This is a genomic window from Maricaulis alexandrii (genome assembly GCF_005871165.1).
GTDB classification, from domain to species: domain Bacteria; phylum Pseudomonadota; class Alphaproteobacteria; order Caulobacterales; family Maricaulaceae; genus Maricaulis; species Maricaulis alexandrii.
The window spans coordinates 345,401-364,195 of sequence record NZ_SWKP01000005.1 but is presented as its reverse complement, the minus strand read 5'-3'; the positions used below and the strand labels follow the sequence as shown (position 1 = coordinate 364,195).

Genomic DNA, 18,795 nt, shown 5'->3' with positions numbered 1-18,795 from the left:
GCTCCGGCTTCACGCGATTGTATACAATTTAGGCTCACCTCCATATCCTGACACGCGTCATCGTCAGGAGGACCGGGTTTGACCCTCGCACCACGTTCGAAACAGCAGATTCACGCCCTGATGAAACTGCGGGAGATGATCCTGGCAGGAGAGTTTGCGCCGGGCGAACGCGTGTCCGAACTAGCTGTGGTGGAGAAGCTGGGCATATCGCGGACCCCGGTTCGCCTTGCCCTCAATATTCTCCAACATGAAGGCTTCCTGCAGGGTCAGACGGGCGGTGGCTACCGGGTCCGTGAATTCTCCCAGCAGGATGTGCTCGACGCGATCGAAATCCGCGGTGTCCTCGAAGGCGCAGCCGCCCGCCTGGCGGCTGAGCGGCGCCCGTCCGAGGAGGAGTTGGACGCGCTGCGCCAGACCTGTCGGGAACTCGACACGGTCGTGAAACAGGACATGTCGCCGGACGTATTGCAGCGCTATTCCGACCTGAACGGACAGTTCCACGACCAATTGCTGGCCCTGAGCCGCAGCCCGATGCTCGCCCGCTCCCTGTCCCATGTGGAAGCCCTGCCCTTTGCCTCGCCCAACGCCTTCGTCTTTGTCGGGTTTGCGGACAATGAGCGGTCCGACATTCTGAAATTCGCCCAGCATCAGCATGCCGACATTGTCGAGGCGATCAGTCTGGGTGAAGGCGGGCGCGCGGAAGCGCTGACCCGGGAACATGCGCGCCTGGCCCGGCGCAACCTGGCCACGGCACAACAGCGCGTGGACCTGCTCAAGGAAGTTCCCGGCTCCTTCCTGTTCGCTGCGGATGCGGGCCCGGAAGAGGGCCGCGACTGACCCCGGCTCAGATCCGGGCGCCGGCCACCCAGTCGGCCGTCTGGCGCAGCGAGCTGAAGGTGAAGAAATGGATGCCGCTGATCCCCAGGCCGGGACGGTCATTGAGGCCGTCGGCCAGGTCCTGCAGCAGGCCCTGCGGGGTTTCACCGGACATGACATTTCGCGCCAGATCCTGTCGCTCCTTGAGGGCGCGCAAGGATGGTCCGACGCCGCAAATCATGGCGTATTTCAGAAGTGTCTTGCGATCCGCAGGACCGGCCACACCCACCCGGAATGGCGCAGTGACCCCCGCAGCCCGCAAAGCTTCGGCATAGTCGAGAACGGGTTGGGCTTCGAAACAGAACTGGCTCACCAATTCCACCTCAAGACCAGCCGCCTCCGCCGCCGCCAGCTTGTCGGCGCGGGCCTTGGTCAGAGCTTCGTCTGAAATGCGCGGATGTCCTTCCGGATAGGCCGACAGGCGGATCGAGCGGAGGCCATGCTCCTGGAAGCAGCCGCTTTGCAGCAGGTCCAGCGCGGCACTGTATTCACCCGCCGGGTCATCCCTGTCCCCGGCCAGAACGAGCGCCTGCGTTACACCGGCGCGCCGCACCAGATCTCCCAGCAGACTGTCCAGCGCAGCGCGGTCAGTGAGGTTCCGGGCCACGATATGCGGAACGGGGACCATGCCGGCATCGGCCAGCCGGACCGCAGCCTCGACCTGGCGCTCTGCCTTGTCCTTGGGAAGGGATGCGATGAAGACGTGCGAGCCCGGCTCCAGCGTCTTCGCGATGTCGCGAATGGATGCGTCGTCCCGGGTTGTCACCTCCGTCGTGAACCCGTCGAGCAGGCCGGAGAGGGTCAATCGGGGGGGGTGGGAACTGTTCACCGTGTCGAGCATGGACCGGTCTCCGCCTGCGCTTGAAGGATTGAGCGGCCCGGCCATCACAGCCGGGCCGCCGGGAGGATCAGGCCAGTTCCGTACGCCAGCCCTTGGCATAGGTCTCGCGAGCCACACGGGAGAAAGGCGCCGGGCTGACAATCGCTCGGATATCCATCTGCTTGTGGCGCTCGACCGTGGTCTTGCGGGTACCGCCGCCCGGCTCACCCCAGGTCACGGTCACTTCCTGACCGATCTCGACCCGCGGATCGATTGTCGCGAGGGACAGGGCGCAGCGCTCATTGAAGCTGTAGCCCGTGAACATGGAGAAGCCGACGGTTTCTCCGTCATAATTCACGGCGTCATAATTCGACGAGGCGTAGTTGGCGAGCGGCAGGTCAAAGAACTTGCCGGCTTCATCGCCCTGGAAGTAGGAGGCGAACAGCTTGGCCATGTCTTCGCCGTTCCAGGCGAGCGTCACCTTGCGGCGCTGGGTCTTCGGATCGATCTTCTCCAGCGCTTCGCGGCCGATGAAGTCATGGTCGAACTTGATGAAGGGTCCATAGCCCAGTTCGAACGGCGTGACGTAGTAGTCCTCGATATCGCGGGAGACAAAGCTACCCCCGAGCGATCCGGTCGCTTCATAGCCATTGGCCGGCAGCCATTCCCGGAAGGCCTTCATCTTCTCGCCGGTATAGACAGCCGGGAGCGGGGATGGAATCCAGCCGGATTCCAGCGTGTTGGTGGCATAGGTCCGCGATCCGACGGGAACGATGCCGAAATCGGCGCCCGCCTCCAGAATGGCCTCGCGGATTTCCGGGCCTTCCTCATAGGGCCCCCAGATTTCAAGTCCCGGGGCACCCGCCATACCGTGCCGCAGGGCCCGGACCTGACGGCCCTTGATATTGATATAGCCCATGTTGAAGAACTTGATATCCGGCATGGGTTCACCGGTCAGCTTCTCGATCACCTGCTGGGCGTTGGGCCCCTGGATCTGGTAGCGATAATGCTCGCGGCGAACGGCGCGGCCCATCGGCGCACCCGGCGAACGGTCATCCTTGCGCACCTGAACGTCATAGCCGCCGGTCTCCGCATGGAACATCAGCCAGTTGGCCGACGGGGCCCGTCCCACGAAGACGAAGCTGTTCTCGGCCAGATAGAACAGAATGCCGTCGCCAATGACATGACCACCATAGGAGCAGGGCACGTACTGCTTGGCGGTGTCGACCCGGAAATTCTTGAACGAGTTGATCGCCGTGTCCGACAGGAGCTTCAGCGCATCCGGACCCTCAATGAAGAGATCGACCATGTGATGGGACTGGTCGAACAGGACCGCGGTCTCGCGCCAGGCGCGTTGCTCGTCGCGCCAGTTGGAGAACTCGGTCGGCACGACCGGATAGACATAGGCGCCGATCTGGGAATTGCGGAGCAGCGATACCGTATTACCCGCATTCGAGAGTACGTCTTCGAGACTTTTCATCGTCATGGCTATTCCTCCGCCAATTGAATGTATGCAGTTTGAACCCAATCGGGCCCGTTCCTATTGCTTTTCGCATTTTTTGTATGCAATTTGGCAAAAGTCAATGCCCCAACCGGCCGGCAGCGACCCGCAGAGAGCCCATCCCTCTCCTGCAGGACCGCCCCAACAAGGAGCCCCCGAACATGTCCGATGTTTTTGTCCTGACCCTGACATGCGAGGACCGGCCCGGAATCGTGGCCGCGGTCAGCTCAACCCTGTGTGATGCCGGCGCGAACATCATGGCCGCGAGGCAATTCGAGGATTCCGAAAGTGGTCGCTTTTTCATGCGCTTGGAGTATGAGGCTGAAAAAGGCGACGCGCTGGAGACCCCGGTTCGCGCGGCGGTCGAGAGCTTGAACGGGATCGAGCCCTATGAGTTGCGGCTCCGGCGCAAGGACCAGCGCAAGCGGGTCCTGCTCCTGGTCTCCAAGTTCGACCATTGCCTGGGCGACCTTCTCTACCGTCACCGCATCGGCGAACTACCCATGGATGTGGTCGGAATTGTATCCAATCATCCGGCCGAGGCCCTGAACCTCACCCTGATCGGTGACATCCCCTATCATCACCTGCCGATCACGAAAGAAACCAAGCCCCGTCAGGAAGCCGCCATTCGCGCCCTGATCGAGGAGAATGACGTCGAGCTGGTGGTCCTGGCGCGCTACATGCAAATCCTGTCGGACGAGATGTCGGCCTTCCTGTCCGGCCGCTGCATCAATATCCACCACAGTTTCCTGCCTGGCTTCAAGGGGGCCAAACCCTACCATCAGGCCTTCGAACGCGGCGTGAAAATGATCGGGGCCACCGCCCACTATGTCACGGCCGACCTCGATGAGGGCCCGATCATTGTCCAGGATGTCGAGCCGATCAGCCATAGTGACAGGCCTGATGATCTCGTGCGCAAGGGCCGCGACATCGAGCGCCGTGTCCTGGCCCGCGCTGTCCACTATCAGCTGGAAGACCGGATCCTGCTGAACGGTTCCAAGACGGTCGTCTTCGTCGATTGACGAAAAAAGGCTCTCCGGACGGAGGGGTCCGGAGAGCCTGCAAAGACGACCATCTGATCAGGGGAGTTCGCAATGACTTGCGGACACGATCTCTCTGGTCGGAGAAGCCTAGAAGTCCTTCGTGAAGACGAGGCTGAAGCTGCGCGGGCGGGCATAGATCCCTTCCGAATACCCCGTGGCCGTGGAGGCCGACGTGGTACCCGAAACGAGATAGAGCTCGTCCGTGAGGTTGTCGCCGCGCAGGCTCAGACGCCAATCCTGGACAATATTGTCCAGCGTCAGCGATCCGTTCACGAGGGTCACAGCGCTTTCACCGATATCGTTCGACGCATCGAAGAAGATGGAGTCACGCCAGGTCACATCGATCCGAGGCGTCAGCTGGTAGTCATTGCTGATCTCAGCGATATAGGACACGCCGATATGGGCTTCCAGCTCAGGCGCGCGCGGCAGGCGGTCACCCGGAGCCGTCGTGGCCGTCGGGGTCTGTGACCCCAGATTGGGCACACTGCGAACGGTTTCGATCTCCGCGTCGAGATAGCCCAGGCTGGCATCGATGATCAGCTGGTCGCTCGGCGTATAGAACAGCTCGAGCTCGGCGCCATTGATGGTGGCTTCGCCCGCATTGAACAGCAGCGGGGCCGGCCCCACACGATAGGTGAGCTGGATGTCATCATAGGCGTTCGAGAAGATCGCACCGTTCAGACGCAGCGTCCGGTTGGGATTGTACTTGAAGCCGAGTTCAAAGGATTGCGCGGTTTCTTCGTCGAAGGACAACGGGCTGCCATCCGCATTCAGAAGCGCATTGTAACGTTGGTTGAAGCCACCCGACTTGAAGCCCTGGGCGAAGGAGCCATAGACCATGAGCGCATCATTGATGCGATAGGACAAATTGGCCGAAGCGGTCAGCGAGTCGAACGTCTCGCGATGCGTGTCCCGCGTCACGAAGAGGCAGCCGGGCACCGGCGCACCAACAACTGAGCAAAGCGAAGTAGGAATGGCCGGTTCAGGGCTGCCCGCAACAGGGACATTGAACCAGGCGCCCTGGATGCTCTTGTCTTCTTCTGTGTAGCGAAGACCGCCGGACAGGCTCACCGCATCGGTCAGGTCATAGGTCCACTCGGTGAAGAGCGCGATGGCCTCCGTGGTCATCTCGACACGGTTGGTGTCGTATGATGTTCCCGGCGTGCCAAGGTTGACAATCACGCGGTCATTGCTGGTCTCGTCGAAATAGTAGGCGCCGACGACACCGCTCAGACGCTCTCCGGAATACTGCATCTGGAATTCTTGCGAGAACTGATCGCTCTCCGATGCGTAATTCGTATAGAGAATCAAAAGCGGGGTGTTGTCCGCGTCACGGGCACCGGTCCATTGCAGGTTCCGGCCCGAAGTGATGGATTTCAGCGTGATGGTCTCGTTGACATCCCAGTTGGCGATCAGGGACAGACCGCGGGTCTGCGTGGTCGAGAACACCTCGCCGGTACCCCCGTTCCGGAACTCCCCTTCATACTGGAAGTCGTTGGCGCAACGCGGATCATCCACATTCGGCACCGGCACCGGCGGCGGGAAGGACGAGCCCGGACATCCGGCAAAGGCACTGGCGATCATCGGGAAAGCCGAGGTCTCATTGATGTCCAGAAAGACGAAGGGCGAGCCGTTTTCGTCTTCGTCGGAGAAGTCGGCACGCAGCAGAAGATTCACATCCGGCGTCGGGTCCAGCTCCAGCGAGATCTGGCCGGTCAGGCTGTTCTCATCACCCAGATCGGCGCCATCCACGACGCGCGTGACATAGCCGTCCCGCTGGCGCGCACCGAGAGAGGCACGCAGGCCGACCGTGTCCTCATTGACGACATCAAGCGCGACGAAACCTTCAAACAGATTGTCCTCACCCACACCCAGACGCAGCGTATTGCCCGCACCCGGACGGTTCGTGGTCAGGAGAACGGCACCGCCGATCGTGTTGCGGCCGAACAGCGTGCCTTGCGGGCCGCGAATGACCTGGGTCGACGCAATGTCCCGGAAGTCCATCGCCCCGCCGACCGAGCGGCCCATATAGACCTCATCGATATAGACGCCGACACCCGGATCAACGCCCGGCGTGGCATCCGTCTGGCCAATCCCGCGAATGAAGACCTGGGCAGCCGAGTTGTTCCCCGTCAGCGTGCCATAGGTCGCGAACTGAAGGTTCGGGACAATATTGGTGAGTTCAGTGGTCGCGGAAATGCCCTGGCGTTCCAGGTCCGCCGACGTTGCAACGCTGACGGAAACCGGTACGTCCTGGAGACTTTCCTCACGCCGGCGCGCCGTGACCACAATCACGTCCTCGGACGCGCTGGTCTGCCCGTCGGACGCTTGCTGCGCCACAACCGGTGTCGTGATCAGTGCCGCCGTTGCCAGAAGCCCTGCCTTGATAACAGGCGCGCCCCAGGCGCACCCCCCCTGATTGAAGAGTCGGACCATATTTACCTCCCTTGGACTGCCGGTCTTCTCCGAGACCGTGTCAGCGTGAATTGGCCATAATAGCTATAGCGTATAGTTATTAAACGCTATCGTATATAGCTTTATGCGAACTTTCGTTGTTGCGTCGCAGCAAAACCGGGGCGCGGCCCTCCCAAATGGTCAGCGACTGGCCCCGGGGATCGGGTAGGTCTGCAGTTCGCGCTTGAGGATTTTCCCCGCTCCATTGCGCGGCAGAGCCTCCAGAATGCTGACGTGGCGGGGTAATTTGTATCGGGCGATGCGGCCATCCAGCCAGGCGAGAACTGAGTCCGCATCGCAACCGCTTTCCGGGCGAAGCACCAGAAAGGCGTGCCCGACCTCGCCCCAGCGCTCATCCCCGACACCGACAATCGCGCATTCGGCGATGTCCGGATGCGCGACAAGCACCGACTCGACCTCGGCCGGGAAGACATTTTCACCCCCGGAAATATACATGTCCTTCTTGCGGTCCACGAGCCAGTGAAAGCCCTGGGCGTCGGCCCGGGCTATATCTCCGGTCCGGAACCAGCCATCGACGAAAGCCTCGGCATTGGCATCCGGCCGCTGCCAATAGCCGGAAAAAACGCCGGGCCCTTTGAGCCAAAGCTCTCCCGCCTCACCGACCGGGCAGTCCGCACCATCAGCACCCACAATCCGGCTGCGAATTCGCGGCGTGCCCTGACCGGCCGAGCCGGCCCGTTGCCGGATCAGTTCACGGTCGATCGGCATTCCGAACACTGTACCGGTCTCACTCATCCCGAAACCGTCCACGATGGAAATTCCGTCATCCAGCCAGGCTTCGATATTCGGGGCCGGGTGTGGCGCCCCGCCGGTGAACAGGCCGGTCAGCTTGCGAAGGGATGCCGGGTTGAAGTCCGGTTCGGCCCTCAGGGCGGCTGCCATCTGGGGAACGCAGAAATAGTGGGTCACCCCCAGATCGGGATCCCCCAACCGGGACAGGGTGCGAGCAGGGATGAAGGCATCAGAAACAAGGCAACATCCCCCTCGCATGAGGACCGGGCGGACATTGGTCACGAGACCGATGACATGGAACATTGGCGCGTCGCACAGGAAGACACTCGATGCGGTGACATCCCCGAGAATGGAAAAATTGATGGCTGTCTCAGTGAGGTTGGCCTCGGACAGCATCGCCCCCTTGGGGCGCCCCGACGTCCCCGACGTGTAGAGGATGAGGGAGACCCGGTCAGGGTCCGCCTCGCCACCGGCGACCGGAGCGAGTTCGGCGGAAGCCGCGATGAAATCGGCCAGATCACCGCCCTCCAGCCCCGCCGCGGCCAGCTGGTCATCGCCCAGCAAAAGGCCGGGCTGACAGTCCTCCACGAGGTCGGCCAATTCCGGTGCAGACAGGCGCCAGTTCAGCGGAACATAAATAACCCCGGTGCGCGCGCAGGCATGCTGGAGCGCGACCAGCTCGCCGCGGTTCCTGGCCAGCACGGCCAAACGGTCACCTGGCTCCAGTCCCCGGTCCAGGAGGGCTTGCGCGAGCTGTCCCGTCAAACGGTCCAGCCCCGCATAGGTCCAGGATTTCCCGCTTGCGAGGTCAGCGACAGCCGGTACATCCGGCCGCCGCATCGCCTGCAGCGCGATGAAGTCACTGATCGCCGTCATGGTCAGGACTGGCGGGACTTGTCATAGGCCCCCAGACCCGGCTTGTAGGACTTCTCGTCAATGAATTGACGGATGCCTTCCTTGCGACCGTCATTGTCGAAGGAATTGGCGGCTTCCTGTGCCCGGACCAGGAAGTCCTCAGCATTGTCATAGGTCATTTCGCGGACACGCCGGATGGCATCCTTGGTCGCCTTGAGCGCGACCGGATTTTTCTCCAGCAGGACCTTTGCAACTTCGGTCACGCGGGCTTCCAGCTGGTCGGCCGGAAGGGCTTCATTGACCAGCCCCCATTCGGCAGCCGTCTTGCCGTCCACATTCTCACCCATCATGGCGTGATACATGGCCTTGCGGAACGGCATCAGATCGGTGGCGACCTTGGTTGCGCCACCACCGGGGAGAATACCCCAATTGATCTCGGACAGTCCGAACTGCGCAGACTCGTCGGCAAACGCCAGGTCACAGGCATAGAGCGGACCATAGCCGCCGCCGAAACACCAGCCATTGACCATGGCGATCGTCGGTTTCTGGTACCAGCGAAGCGCACGCCACCAGCCATAGGATTCCCGCTGCGACTGACGAACAGCGCCCAGGCCCTTGGCTTCGTTCTCGCGGAAATATTCCTTGAGATCCATGCCGGCCGACCAGGCCGAGCCTTCGCCCGTCAGGACCAGAACCCCGACATCATCCCGGAATTCCAGAGCTTCCAGCACGCGCATCATCTGGCGGTTGAGCTTGGGGCTCATGCAGTTGCGCTTCTCAGGACGATTGAACTTCACCCAGGCAATCCCGTCACGGACGTCATAGGCAACGGTGTCTTCCTCGGCACGTTCCGCACCGGTATTGGCGGCTTTGGCGGCCGTCGCGGATTGTTTGCTCATTATCTTGTCCTTCTTGAAATCAGATCGGGAAGTGGCCGGGCTGGGTCTCGATGGTGATCCAGCGCAGCTCGGTGAAGGCATCGATGCCGGCCTTGCCGCCAAAGCGGCCATAGCCGGACGCCCGGACTCCCCCGAACGGCATTTGCGGCTCGTCGTGCACGGTCGGTCCGTTCACATGGCAGATGCCGGACTGGATCTGCCGGGCAACACCCAGACCGCGCGTCGCATCCCGCGTGAAAACGGCCGCCGAAAGGCCATACTCGCTGTCATTCGCGATCCGGATGGCATCGGCCTCGTCACGGGCACGGATCAGGGCCACCACCGGCCCGAAACTCTCATCGCGATACAGCGACATCGCGTCCGTGATGCCATCTACAATCGTCGCCGGCATGACAACACTGTCGGCGGGACCACCGGCAATGACCTTTGCGCCCTTGCCCGTTGCATCCGCGATCAGCCCGTTGACCTTGTCGACTGTCTTGGAGTCCACAACGGCGCCGAGGGGCGTGTTGCCATCCCGTGGATCGCCCGCCGCCATCGTCTTGGCCTTGGCGGCGAACTTCTCGGCGAAGGCGTCCGCCACGGCATCCACAACAATGATACGCTCGGTCGACATGCAGATCTGGCCCTGGTTCATGAAAGCACCGAAGGCGGCAGCCTTCACGGCCTCGTCCAGATCGGCATCTTCCAGCACCAGGAAGGGCGCCTTGCCCCCGAGTTCCAGCAGCACGGGTTTGAGATGTTCGGCCGCGCGCTTGGCGATGATCCGGCCCACAGCGGTCGAGCCGGTGAAATTGATGCGGCGGATGGACGGATGGTCGATCAGCGCCCCGACGATTTCGGCGGCATCCTCCGGCGCATTCGTCACCACGCTCAGCGTGCCCTCCGGCATGCCGGAGGCCGCGAAGGCCTCGACAATCAGCTCATGCGTGCGCGGGCAGGTTTCGGAGGCCTTGAGCACTACGGAATTACCGCAAGCCAAAGGCACGGCCACGGCGCGCACACCCAGAATGATGGGCGCATTCCAGGGCGCGATTCCAAGCAGAACACCCACTGGCTCGCGCAGGGCCATGGCGACGCAGCCCGGCTTGTCCGAAGGAATGACCTGGCCTTCGATCTGGGTGGTCAGGGCGGCTGCTTCACGGACCATGCCGGTTGCGAGCATCAGGTTGAAGCGCGCCCAGCCTTCCGTGGCCCCGATTTCACCCATCATGGCGGCAACGAAATCATCCGCGCGGGCATCCAGCTCGTCGGCCGCTTTCATCAGGACGGCGCGCCGCGCATTCGGCCCCATGGCGGACCAGGTCGGGAAGGCAGCCTGTGCCCGGTCAACGGCCTGACAGGCCTCTTCGACACTCATCGCCTTGGCCGAACTTGCGATTTCGCCAGTAATCGGATTGACGCGCTGAAAATTCATCGCCTATTTCCTCCCTGTCCGCTCTGGACTAATTGCTATATTATATAGCTGTTTATTCTTTAATGCCATATCTCAGTGTGGGAGCGCAAGGCTTGAAAGCGGACCCGTTCAAGAACAATCTCGGCTACAATCTCCGGCGCGCCTCCACGGCCGGCATGTCCCGGCTCGCCGGGCAGTTCGCCGCGCTGGACCTGCGGCCGACCGAAGCCTCCGTGCTTCTGGTGATCGAAGCCAATCCGGGCATTCGCCAAAGCGAGGTGGGCCGCATGCTCGACATCCGCAGCGCCAATATGGCCCCCCTGATCGGACGGCTTGATGACCGCGGGCTGATCGAGCGAGAGCCCGTGGACGGCCGGTCACACGGTCTGAGCGTGAACGCTTCGGGCGCTGAGACCGTTGCGGCGATCAAGACGGAGATCGAGTCTCACGAAGCCTTGATACGCAACGCGCTCGGGGATCTGCCCGAAGAGGTTTTCATGGCCGTGATGAAACGCATCTGGAAACAGCTGGAAGAATAATCAGCGGGATGGCGGTTCACGCTGCGGAAGCGGGCGCACGATGAGGTAGGCAGCAAGCGAGCTGAGACCCAGCGAAACCAGGGCCACCCACAGAACCGGCTGCGCCACTTCAGACATCAGACGCTCAGGCGCCAGTAGGGCGTGCCCGGCAGCCTGCCCGACCAAAGCAATCGAAACGGGCCGGGCCCAACCTGACAGCAGGGTCCCCACCGCCAGACGGCCGGACGCTCCCCCAATGGATCCCACAATCAGCGGGCTGATGGCCGACGGCGCGATTGGCAGGAGGCGTAGCATGACGGTGGTAGCGATGCCGCGGCGCTCTGCGCGCTCCATCAGACGCCACAACACACCGTGACGCAGCTTTTCCGGCAGCGCCCGGGCGAGGGCCTGGCGCGCGGCACCGCGGTCCTGCCGCGCCAGAAGATGGAGCAGCTGGCCGGAGAGGAACATGGCGACATAGTAAAGAAGCCCGACCCACCAGCCGAAAAGAGCGCCCGTCATCAGGATGGACAGGGTTCCTGAAGGCAGGATTACCAGTTGCGACACGAAGAACCAGACGAACACCGCAAGCAGCAGGACCGGATCCGGCGTTGCTTCGGCCCAGCCGCCAAGCAGATGGCCCGCGATCCAGTCACGGCGGACAAATCCGGCAAGGGCCACAAATATCAGGGTGCCCCAAAGGATCCAGACCTTGTTGCGTTCGAACCAGGTGAGCCAGTGATGTGCCCGCGCCATGCTGCCAACCGGCCTAGAGATTGACCTTGTTGAACACGAAGAACGGCGTCACGCGGATGGCCAACATGATGAAACGCCAGAACCAGGGTGCGTAGACATTCGGCCCACCCTTCACCAGGGCCCGCTCGGCGATGGCCGCGATATCGTCCGGCTTGGCCCAGAGCGGACCGCCCTTCTCGATCCCGTCCGTCATCGGCGTATCAACAAAACCCAGCTTCAGATTGACCGCACGCGGTGCGTTGTCCTGTGCCGCCCATTTGTGCGCCAACCCCTGCATCAGCACGGACAGGCCCGCCTTGGCCGAGCCATAGACGAAATTGGAACGTCGGCCGCGATCACCCGCCACCGAACTCGCCGTCAACAGCACGCCGGAAGACCCCGCATGAGCCTCGAGGGCCCGGGCGGCCGCCATGACCCAGTGTACCGCACTGGAATAATTCACGGCGATGATCCGCTCGGCTTCCTGCGGATCGGTCTCCGCCTGGGCCTGGTCGCCCAGAATGCCGTAGAAGACGAGGACCGTGTCCAGCCCCCCCATCGCCTCGACGGCCAGATCCATCACCGCATCACAGCGCGATGTCTCCAGCAGATCGATCACCTGGATGGACACGGACCCGGCACCGCGTGCCTTGAGATCATTTGCTTCACGTTCAAGGGCATCGGCCTTGCGACCCGTGAGGACAAATTCAGCGCCCTGGGCGGCCAGGCGCCGCGCCGTGGCCGCCGCCATCGCCGACAGGGCCCCCAGGATCAGAACTTTGCGGGGCGAACGGGTTTCGGTCATGAAGTCACTCTCCGCCAGAAGGCTGATGAAAGGGCCGGGTCACGCAGCGTCTCCACGCGCTCCCATTCGGGATAGCCCTGCTGGAACATGTCGGCCGATATCCGGCCATCCTTGGCCGGATAAAGCCGGCCGCCGGACGATTTCACGAGGGCGTCGAGCTCGGCCATCAATTGAAGCGTCTTGGTGCCGGCATTGGCAAAATCCAGCGCCAATGTCACCCCCGGCATGGGGAAGGACATCAGGCCCGGAGACGGACGATCGCCCAGGGTTTTCAGGACCGCAAGGAAGGACCCCTGTCCGGACCGGGCAATCCGGTCCAGCATTTCGCGCGTGGCCTCGCGGGCCGTGTCGAACGGGATCACGGATTGATACTGGTAGAAGCCGCGCGCGCCATAGAGCCGGTTCCAATCGCGGATGGAATCCAGCGGATGGAAGAAGCCGGCATAGTGGACCCGGGAATTTTGCGGTTTGAGCAATTGAACGCGCCGGTACACCATGTTGAACGCCCGCAGCGTCAGCGGATTGAGCGCAAACCCCGGGGCATCCACCGGCAGGGCCGGCCCGGCCTTGGCCGCATGCGGCTCCAGCCCGCCACTGGCCGCCCAGTTGCCGCTGGAAAACACGCCCTGGCCCAGGCGGTCGCCACGCGCCGTGCAATCGATCCAGGCAACCGTGTGCTCATAATCGGTCGCCCGGGCTTCGGCGATATCGAAGAAGGCGTCGACATTGCGCAAGGGCTCGACATGCTGGTCGATACAGGCCGAACGGATCGGCACGAGCTGGAGTTCCACATCCAGGATGAGGCCGGTCAGTCCGAGACCGCCGATCGTGGCGGCAAACAGGTCCGGTTCGCTGTCCGGCCTAATGTCCAACACGCCCCGATCCGAACGGGCCAGAGTAAAGCGGCGCAAATGACAGCCGAAACTGCCGGCCAGATGGTGGTTCTTGCCGTGAACGTCGTTGGCAATCGCACCGCCCAGCGTGACGTAGCGCGTGCCCGGTGTGGTCGGCAGGAACCAGCCCCGCGGCACGATAAGGCGCAGAATATCATCCAGGGACACGCCGGCCTCGGCCCGCAACACGCCGGCATCCGGATCGAATTCGATATAATGATCGAGCCGCGCGGTTTCGATCAGCGCACCGTCGGGATTGAGATTGCTGTCGCCATAGGAGCGGCCCAACCCGATCGGCAGCCCGGTCTCGCCCCTATCCTGGAGCACCGGCAAAAGCGCTGCAGCGGCCTCCGGCGACCCTGGTCGCGCGACATCATGATGCGCTTCGACCACGCGCCCCCAGGACCGTTTGGCGGTTTGAGGGTGGAAGTCAGACGTCATAGAAAACTCGCGGCCGCAAACATGGCCACCAGTATAACACCCAGACCGAGGCTGATCTTGTCCTTCACGGCAAAGCTCACCGGATCATCATCCAGCTCGCCACGATGCGCGAGCAGCCAGATGCGCAAGGTCCAGATGCCGATCATGGCCGGGGCCGCCATCAGGAATTCCGGAGCGCCGTAACGCCCGTCCGGGAAGGCATCCTCGATCACGTAGAGGCAGATGATGACAATGGCCGCCATGGCGCTGGACACGCCCAGTGATAGGGTCAGGGGCGCATCATCAGCCCGATAGCCCCGGCCCCGGATCGGTTGCCCGGGTTCGGCCGCGGCCACTTCCACATGCCGCTTCGCCAGCGACAGGGAGAGGAAGAAAAACATGGAGAAGGTGAAGAGCCAGTAGGAGGTCTCCGCCCCGATCGCCACGGCGCCGATGACCAGGCGCAGGGTGAACAGAACCGCCAGCAGGACAACGTCGAGCAGGGGTTTGCGCTTCAGGGAGAAGGAATAGGACAGGGTGACGGCCAGATAGCAGGCCAGGGCTGCAGCAGCCAAAGGACTGGCCAGAGCCGCCAGAACCAGTCCCAGAATGATCAGGACGGGGGCCACGAGAAGGCCGAGTTCGACACCCAGACGTCCCGACGCAAATGGCCGGAAACACTTCGACCGGTGGCAACGGTCCGCCGGCAGATCCGACAGATCGTTGAGGATATAAGTCCCCGACGCCGCCAGACCGAGCCCCACGAAGGCTTCGGCCGCCGCAATAATGGTCCGGGGATCGACATAGAGGCCGCTCAGCAGCAGCGGCACGAATACCAGGAGGTTCTTGGCCCACTGGTGCAGGCGCAAGGCCTTCACCCAAGCCCGCAGGACATTTCCGGCCTCGGAAAACTCGGCCAGGACCGGCGCGTCGAGTTTCTCGACCGACCGCCGTGTTGATGCCGAGACCCCCGCCAGAATGATCCCGTCCGCGTCCTTCCAGACGGGCAGGTCCGCCGAACTGTCGCCCGCATAGATATATCCGTCCGGAAAGCGCGCCTTCAGCCAGTCTCGCTTGTGGTCGCTCTTGAGGTTCTGCCCCGGCTCCGAGCCCTTGGCCTCGGCGAACAGCCCAAAACGTTGCGCCACGGCGTCCGCGATCGACTGATCCGCCGCCGTGACCAGATAGGTGGCTTGCCCCTCCGCCTTGGCAGTCTCCAGGAAGGCCATGAGGTCGGCCCGCACAGGCAGAGTGTCGACATCAAGCGTGACGGCCCGGGTCATGGCCTGCTTGAAATGGCTCCTCCCCTTGAACAGGGCAAACAGGGTAACCACCAGCTGCAGGGGAGACCGGAACAGCAAGGTGATCAGGCTTTCCACCAGCGTGTCCGTTTTCAGCAGCGTGTTGTCGAGATCGACAACAAGCGGATGAGACCGGAGATTGGCCGGTATCCTGTTCATGTCAGACGCCCCTGATGCCATCTCAGCTCGGCTTGCGCGCCGTGACCAGGAATTGCTTGCCGAAAAGCGGCCAGGCGAAGGGCAGCTTCAGATAAAGAGAAATGATCCAGCTCGCCTTCGGCAGGGCCGAACGCGTGCTGTAGGGCAAGAAGCGGCCGATGATGGTCTCGGTCTCGAAACCCGCCACGTTCAGCGCTTCGTCAATCGTCACATGCGACAGCGGCAAGTGGTGGTCCAGGAAATCCCAGTACTTGTCGTACACATAGCGGATGTTCGGACCCATGATGATGAAACGGCCACCCGGCTTGAGTACCCGCTTGATCTCCTTGAACGTTGCCATCAGCGCCGCTTTGGATTCCAGATGTTCCAGAAAGTTGGAGGTGAATACGACATCGACGCTGTCATCGGCCACACCGTCCAACTCGTCGGACCGGGCCCGCACGAAGGTGACGTCCTCATTGAGAAAGCCGGGACTGTCGGGATTGATGTCCACGCCCAGCTTTTTCTTCGCCTTGATATTGTTGATGAACTCGCCAAAACCGCAGGCAAGGTCGAGCACCGTATCATCCGGACCGACCAGTTTGTTGAAATATGAGCTGCACAGGACCGACCAGATCTTGTTCTTTTCCGGCAGATCGCTTTCCGCAAACCGGTGCCGGTACAAAATATCCAAATTTTCCATAGTCGTGATTTCCTAGTCGGACTTGAACGTAATCAATTTGTGCACGGCGAAATTCACCAGAACCGGGGACAGAACACCAATGCCATGACCGATGGCATGGGCCCACTCCGGTGGCAGAAACCCGGTCAGTACATACCGCCCCAATACAATCGAAATGACAATCACGAAGGGAAAGGCCGCGATGTTCACGATCGTGAACAGGGTCAGCTCCTGATGCATCGGACGGCTTGATTGGGGGAAGACGAAGAGGCGGTTCAGGGTGAAAGCCACCAGGATCCCGACCGCGTAGGCCAGAACAACGGCGATGGTGAAGCTGAAATAGACGTTGAATGCAAACCGGGCGAGCCAGTGCAACAAGGCGGCGATGCCGCCCACCGCCAGAAACTGCACGAACTGCCAGCTGACGTAGAGTTTTCGCAAACTGACAAACAGCTCGGTCATAGGACGTCGACCATCTTCTTCGCGAGTTTCGCGCTTTCCGACACGCCCCGATCTTCAGGATAATAGAAGCAGGTATCCGCGATCTGCAGGCCGGCGACCGGCGTGACATGATCCGGGATCATGTCCGCAAAGCCGACCTCGCAAACCGGCTGGGCATAGCGCAGCCGCGCGACATGAGAGGCCAGGAGATCATCCCGCTCAATCTCGGGATTGAGCGACTGCAGATATCCGAAACTCTGATTGATGAAGGCCTCGTCCGACCAACCGAACTTCTCGTTCGTTTGCGGCATGTAGTAGGGCACGTACACCACATGATCCTCGAGCGGCCGCAAATTGGAAAACTCGACGATCCCCGGGATCTCGAAATTCGCATCCGAGATGTTGACCCAGAAATTGTCGGTCACAGGCTTCTTCAGCTTGTGAAGCACACAGACCACGCCGACATTCCGGATCGCCTCATAAGGCGCGGCCAGATCGGCATGCGCCTCGCCGAACAGAGCCGGGACATAGGGCGTTGGGATGGTGGAGATCACATTCTCCGCCTCGAACACTTCGCCATCGGCAGCACGAACACCCTTGATGGCACCATCTTCGATGATGAATTCGGCTGCCGGCTTGGAATAGCGGATCGTGCCACCCTTTTCTTCGATCGCCGCGGCCAGGGCATTCATCAGGGTTTCCGTTCCACCCTCGATATAGCCCAGCTGCTCCTCGAAAAGGCTCTTGCGCGAATTGCCGATGCGTTTGATGCGCTGCCAAATCCAGGCCGCTGACACCTCGTCGGACAGTTCGTAGAATTTCAGCTCCATCAGACGCCGCCACAGACGGTCATAGGCCTTTTCGCCCGACCATCCGGTGAACCAGTCACGCGCGCTGATCTTGTCCAGGCGTTCCCAGTCCGACCGCTTGGTCGAGGTGAACATCTGGATGCCATAGCGCACCTTGGTCACGATATCGATGCCCGGGGCCAACAGGAGCGAGACCGGATCGCCCCAACGGATCAGGCGGCCGTCGAGATAATAGCCCATTTTGGTGGAGACCCATTTCATGGCCCCGTTCATGCCGAGCTCGTCCAGCAGCTCCAGCGTGTCCGTGTCGGACAGGCAGCAGAAATGGTAGAAGCGCTCCAGCGACAGACCGTCGAAGTCGAAATGCGCCGCCATGCCGCCGGGACGGTCATCGGCTTCAAGGACTTCGACCTGGTAGCCCTTCTTCACCGCCTGATAGGCTGCCGCCAGACCCATGGGGCCGGCTCCGAGGACAAGAAGTTTCTGGGTCATGAGCGGATTTGTCCGGGTCTAGAAGTCCAGTTCCACCTTGGAATAGGTGGGATCGAGGAAGGTTTCAGTGAGCGCGTCCTCGAGTGTGGTCGCCGGCACATTGAACAGGGTCGGCCAGTCGATCACTTCAAACACGTCCGGCGTCACCAAGGCTTCCAGCTGACTGGTCGTGAAGGGCGGATTCTTCGAGAACAGGGCATAGGTCTTCAGCAGGAGCCAGAAAACACCATAGGGGATTTTCAGGATCAGGGCGCCGGCGCCGGTGACCCGTTTGATCGCCCGGATCAGGTCGATGTAATCCACCGTTTCCTGTCCGGAAATATTGAACGCCCCGGTTTTCTGGGACGCAATGCTCGACGCAATGATGGCCGAAAAATCACCGGCATAGAGCGGCTGGCGCAGATATTTTCCATCCCCCGGGATCGGGAAAACCGGCATGCGCTCCATGAAGCGCTTCAGCCAGCCCAGATGCTTGCGGTCAAACCAGCCGAACATCAGCGTCGGACGCAGGATGATGTGCGGAATATCGGTCTTCGCCACGACCGCTTCCTGGGCCGTCTTGCTGCGCGTGTAGAAATCATCGGCCATCGAGTTCACAACCGATGAGGAGATATGGACCAGGTAACGTGTCTTGCCGGATTCCATGGCCGACAGACAGAGCTCGGTCGCCGTGACATTGTTGCGAATGAACTCGGCTTCATCCAGTCCGCCAATCTGGGCATGGAGGAAGACCGCCATGTCGCTGTCAGCCAGACGGGCCTGCCAGTCACCGGGCTCGGCCAGATCAGCCTGGATCACCTCGATATCGGGATGAAGCTCGGCCAGCTTCGCGGTATTGGTCGGGTGTTTGTCTGCGGCGACAATTTTGAGATCCGGATTGCGCTTGAGCACCGGGATCAGGTTTTGACCGACCAGGCCGGCCGCACCGGTAATGAAGACTTGCTGGCTCACTTCAGGCGTCTTT

The 18,795-nt window shown here is 61.8% G+C and carries 17 protein-coding genes; 3 read left to right on the top strand and 14 right to left on the bottom strand.

Annotated features, from left to right (window positions below):
* The first annotated feature begins 78 nt into the window (after positions 1-78).
* Entirely contained in the window at positions 79-837 is a 759-nt protein-coding gene (locus FCS99_RS05135; protein WP_233352665.1) for a GntR family transcriptional regulator, read from the top strand.
* Between the two features lie 7 nt (positions 838-844).
* Here the strand turns inward: FCS99_RS05135 and FCS99_RS05130 are convergent, their stop codons facing one another.
* Both FCS99_RS05130 and ligM read right to left on the bottom strand, forming a co-directional pair.
* A complete protein-coding gene (locus tag FCS99_RS05130) occupies positions 845-1,717 on the bottom strand; it encodes a methylenetetrahydrofolate reductase (protein ID WP_138511000.1) in 873 nt (290 codons plus the stop codon).
* A gap of 67 nt (positions 1,718-1,784) precedes the next feature.
* Positions 1,785-3,182 carry a vanillate/3-O-methylgallate O-demethylase gene (gene ligM, locus FCS99_RS05125; RefSeq protein ID WP_138510999.1) on the bottom strand — a complete coding sequence of 466 codons (1,398 nt, stop codon included), beginning with the start codon at positions 3,180-3,182 and terminating at the stop codon, positions 1,785-1,787.
* Positions 3,183-3,358: 176 nt separating this feature from the next.
* Between ligM and purU the strand changes: the two genes are divergently transcribed.
* Complete coding sequence (gene purU, locus FCS99_RS05120; RefSeq protein ID WP_138510998.1) at positions 3,359-4,219, top strand: formyltetrahydrofolate deformylase; 861 nt, start codon at positions 3,359-3,361, stop codon at positions 4,217-4,219.
* 108 nt (positions 4,220-4,327) lie between these two features.
* Here the strand turns inward: purU and FCS99_RS05115 are convergent, their stop codons facing one another.
* From FCS99_RS05115 to FCS99_RS05100, 4 genes are all read right to left on the bottom strand, one after another.
* Entirely contained in the window at positions 4,328-6,676 is a 2,349-nt protein-coding gene (locus FCS99_RS05115) for a TonB-dependent receptor (protein ID WP_138510997.1), read from the bottom strand.
* Positions 6,677-6,835: 159 nt separating this feature from the next.
* Complete coding sequence (locus FCS99_RS05110; protein WP_138510996.1) at positions 6,836-8,323, bottom strand: AMP-binding protein; 1,488 nt, start codon at positions 8,321-8,323, stop codon at positions 6,836-6,838.
* Positions 8,324-8,325: 2 nt separating this feature from the next.
* Positions 8,326-9,201 (bottom strand): p-hydroxycinnamoyl CoA hydratase/lyase, encoded by an 876-nt coding sequence (locus FCS99_RS05105; RefSeq protein WP_138510995.1) that lies wholly within the window; start codon positions 9,199-9,201, stop codon positions 8,326-8,328.
* A gap of 19 nt (positions 9,202-9,220) precedes the next feature.
* Complete coding sequence (locus tag FCS99_RS05100) at positions 9,221-10,618, bottom strand: aldehyde dehydrogenase (RefSeq protein WP_138510994.1); 1,398 nt, start codon at positions 10,616-10,618, stop codon at positions 9,221-9,223.
* 92 nt (positions 10,619-10,710) lie between these two features.
* Here FCS99_RS05100 and FCS99_RS05095 point away from each other — a divergent pair, with 92 nt between their 5' ends.
* The gene (locus FCS99_RS05095) at positions 10,711-11,136 is read left to right on the top strand and encodes a MarR family winged helix-turn-helix transcriptional regulator (protein WP_171036243.1); all 426 of its coding nucleotides are present in this window, start codon (positions 10,711-10,713) and stop codon (positions 11,134-11,136) included.
* Here FCS99_RS05095 and FCS99_RS05090 read toward each other — a convergent pair whose 3' ends face one another.
* Genes FCS99_RS05090 through FCS99_RS05055 form a run of 8 tightly spaced genes read right to left on the bottom strand, consistent with a single transcriptional unit; the run spans position 11,137 to position 18,782 of the window.
* Positions 11,137-11,871, bottom strand: coding sequence for a TVP38/TMEM64 family protein (locus tag FCS99_RS05090; protein ID WP_138510992.1), 735 nt, complete (start codon positions 11,869-11,871; stop codon positions 11,137-11,139).
* A 13-nt stretch (positions 11,872-11,884) separates the two neighbouring features.
* Entirely contained in the window at positions 11,885-12,655 is a 771-nt protein-coding gene (locus FCS99_RS05085; protein ID WP_138510991.1) for an SDR family NAD(P)-dependent oxidoreductase, read from the bottom strand.
* Positions 12,652-13,989 (bottom strand): FAD-binding oxidoreductase, encoded by a 1,338-nt coding sequence (locus tag FCS99_RS05080; RefSeq protein WP_138510990.1) that lies wholly within the window; start codon positions 13,987-13,989, stop codon positions 12,652-12,654. The genes FCS99_RS05085 and FCS99_RS05080 overlap by 4 nt, the downstream gene beginning before the upstream one ends.
* Positions 13,986-15,428 carry a UbiA family prenyltransferase gene (locus FCS99_RS05075; protein ID WP_171036242.1) on the bottom strand — a complete coding sequence of 481 codons (1,443 nt, stop codon included), beginning with the start codon at positions 15,426-15,428 and terminating at the stop codon, positions 13,986-13,988. Before FCS99_RS05075 ends, FCS99_RS05080 begins: the two co-directional genes overlap by 4 nt.
* A 22-nt stretch (positions 15,429-15,450) precedes the next feature.
* A complete protein-coding gene (locus tag FCS99_RS05070; protein ID WP_138510988.1) occupies positions 15,451-16,110 on the bottom strand; it encodes a class I SAM-dependent methyltransferase in 660 nt (219 codons plus the stop codon).
* A 12-nt stretch (positions 16,111-16,122) separates the two neighbouring features.
* Positions 16,123-16,551: a GtrA family protein gene (locus FCS99_RS05065; protein WP_138510987.1), complete on the bottom strand. Its 429-nt coding sequence runs from the start codon at positions 16,549-16,551 to the stop codon at positions 16,123-16,125.
* The gene (locus FCS99_RS05060) at positions 16,548-17,831 is read right to left on the bottom strand and encodes an NAD(P)/FAD-dependent oxidoreductase (protein WP_138510986.1); all 1,284 of its coding nucleotides are present in this window, start codon (positions 17,829-17,831) and stop codon (positions 16,548-16,550) included. The genes FCS99_RS05065 and FCS99_RS05060 overlap by 4 nt, the downstream gene beginning before the upstream one ends.
* Positions 17,832-17,849: 18 nt before the next feature.
* A complete protein-coding gene (locus FCS99_RS05055) occupies positions 17,850-18,782 on the bottom strand; it encodes an NAD-dependent epimerase/dehydratase family protein (RefSeq protein WP_138510985.1) in 933 nt (310 codons plus the stop codon).
* Positions 18,783-18,795: the final 13 nt, after the last annotated feature.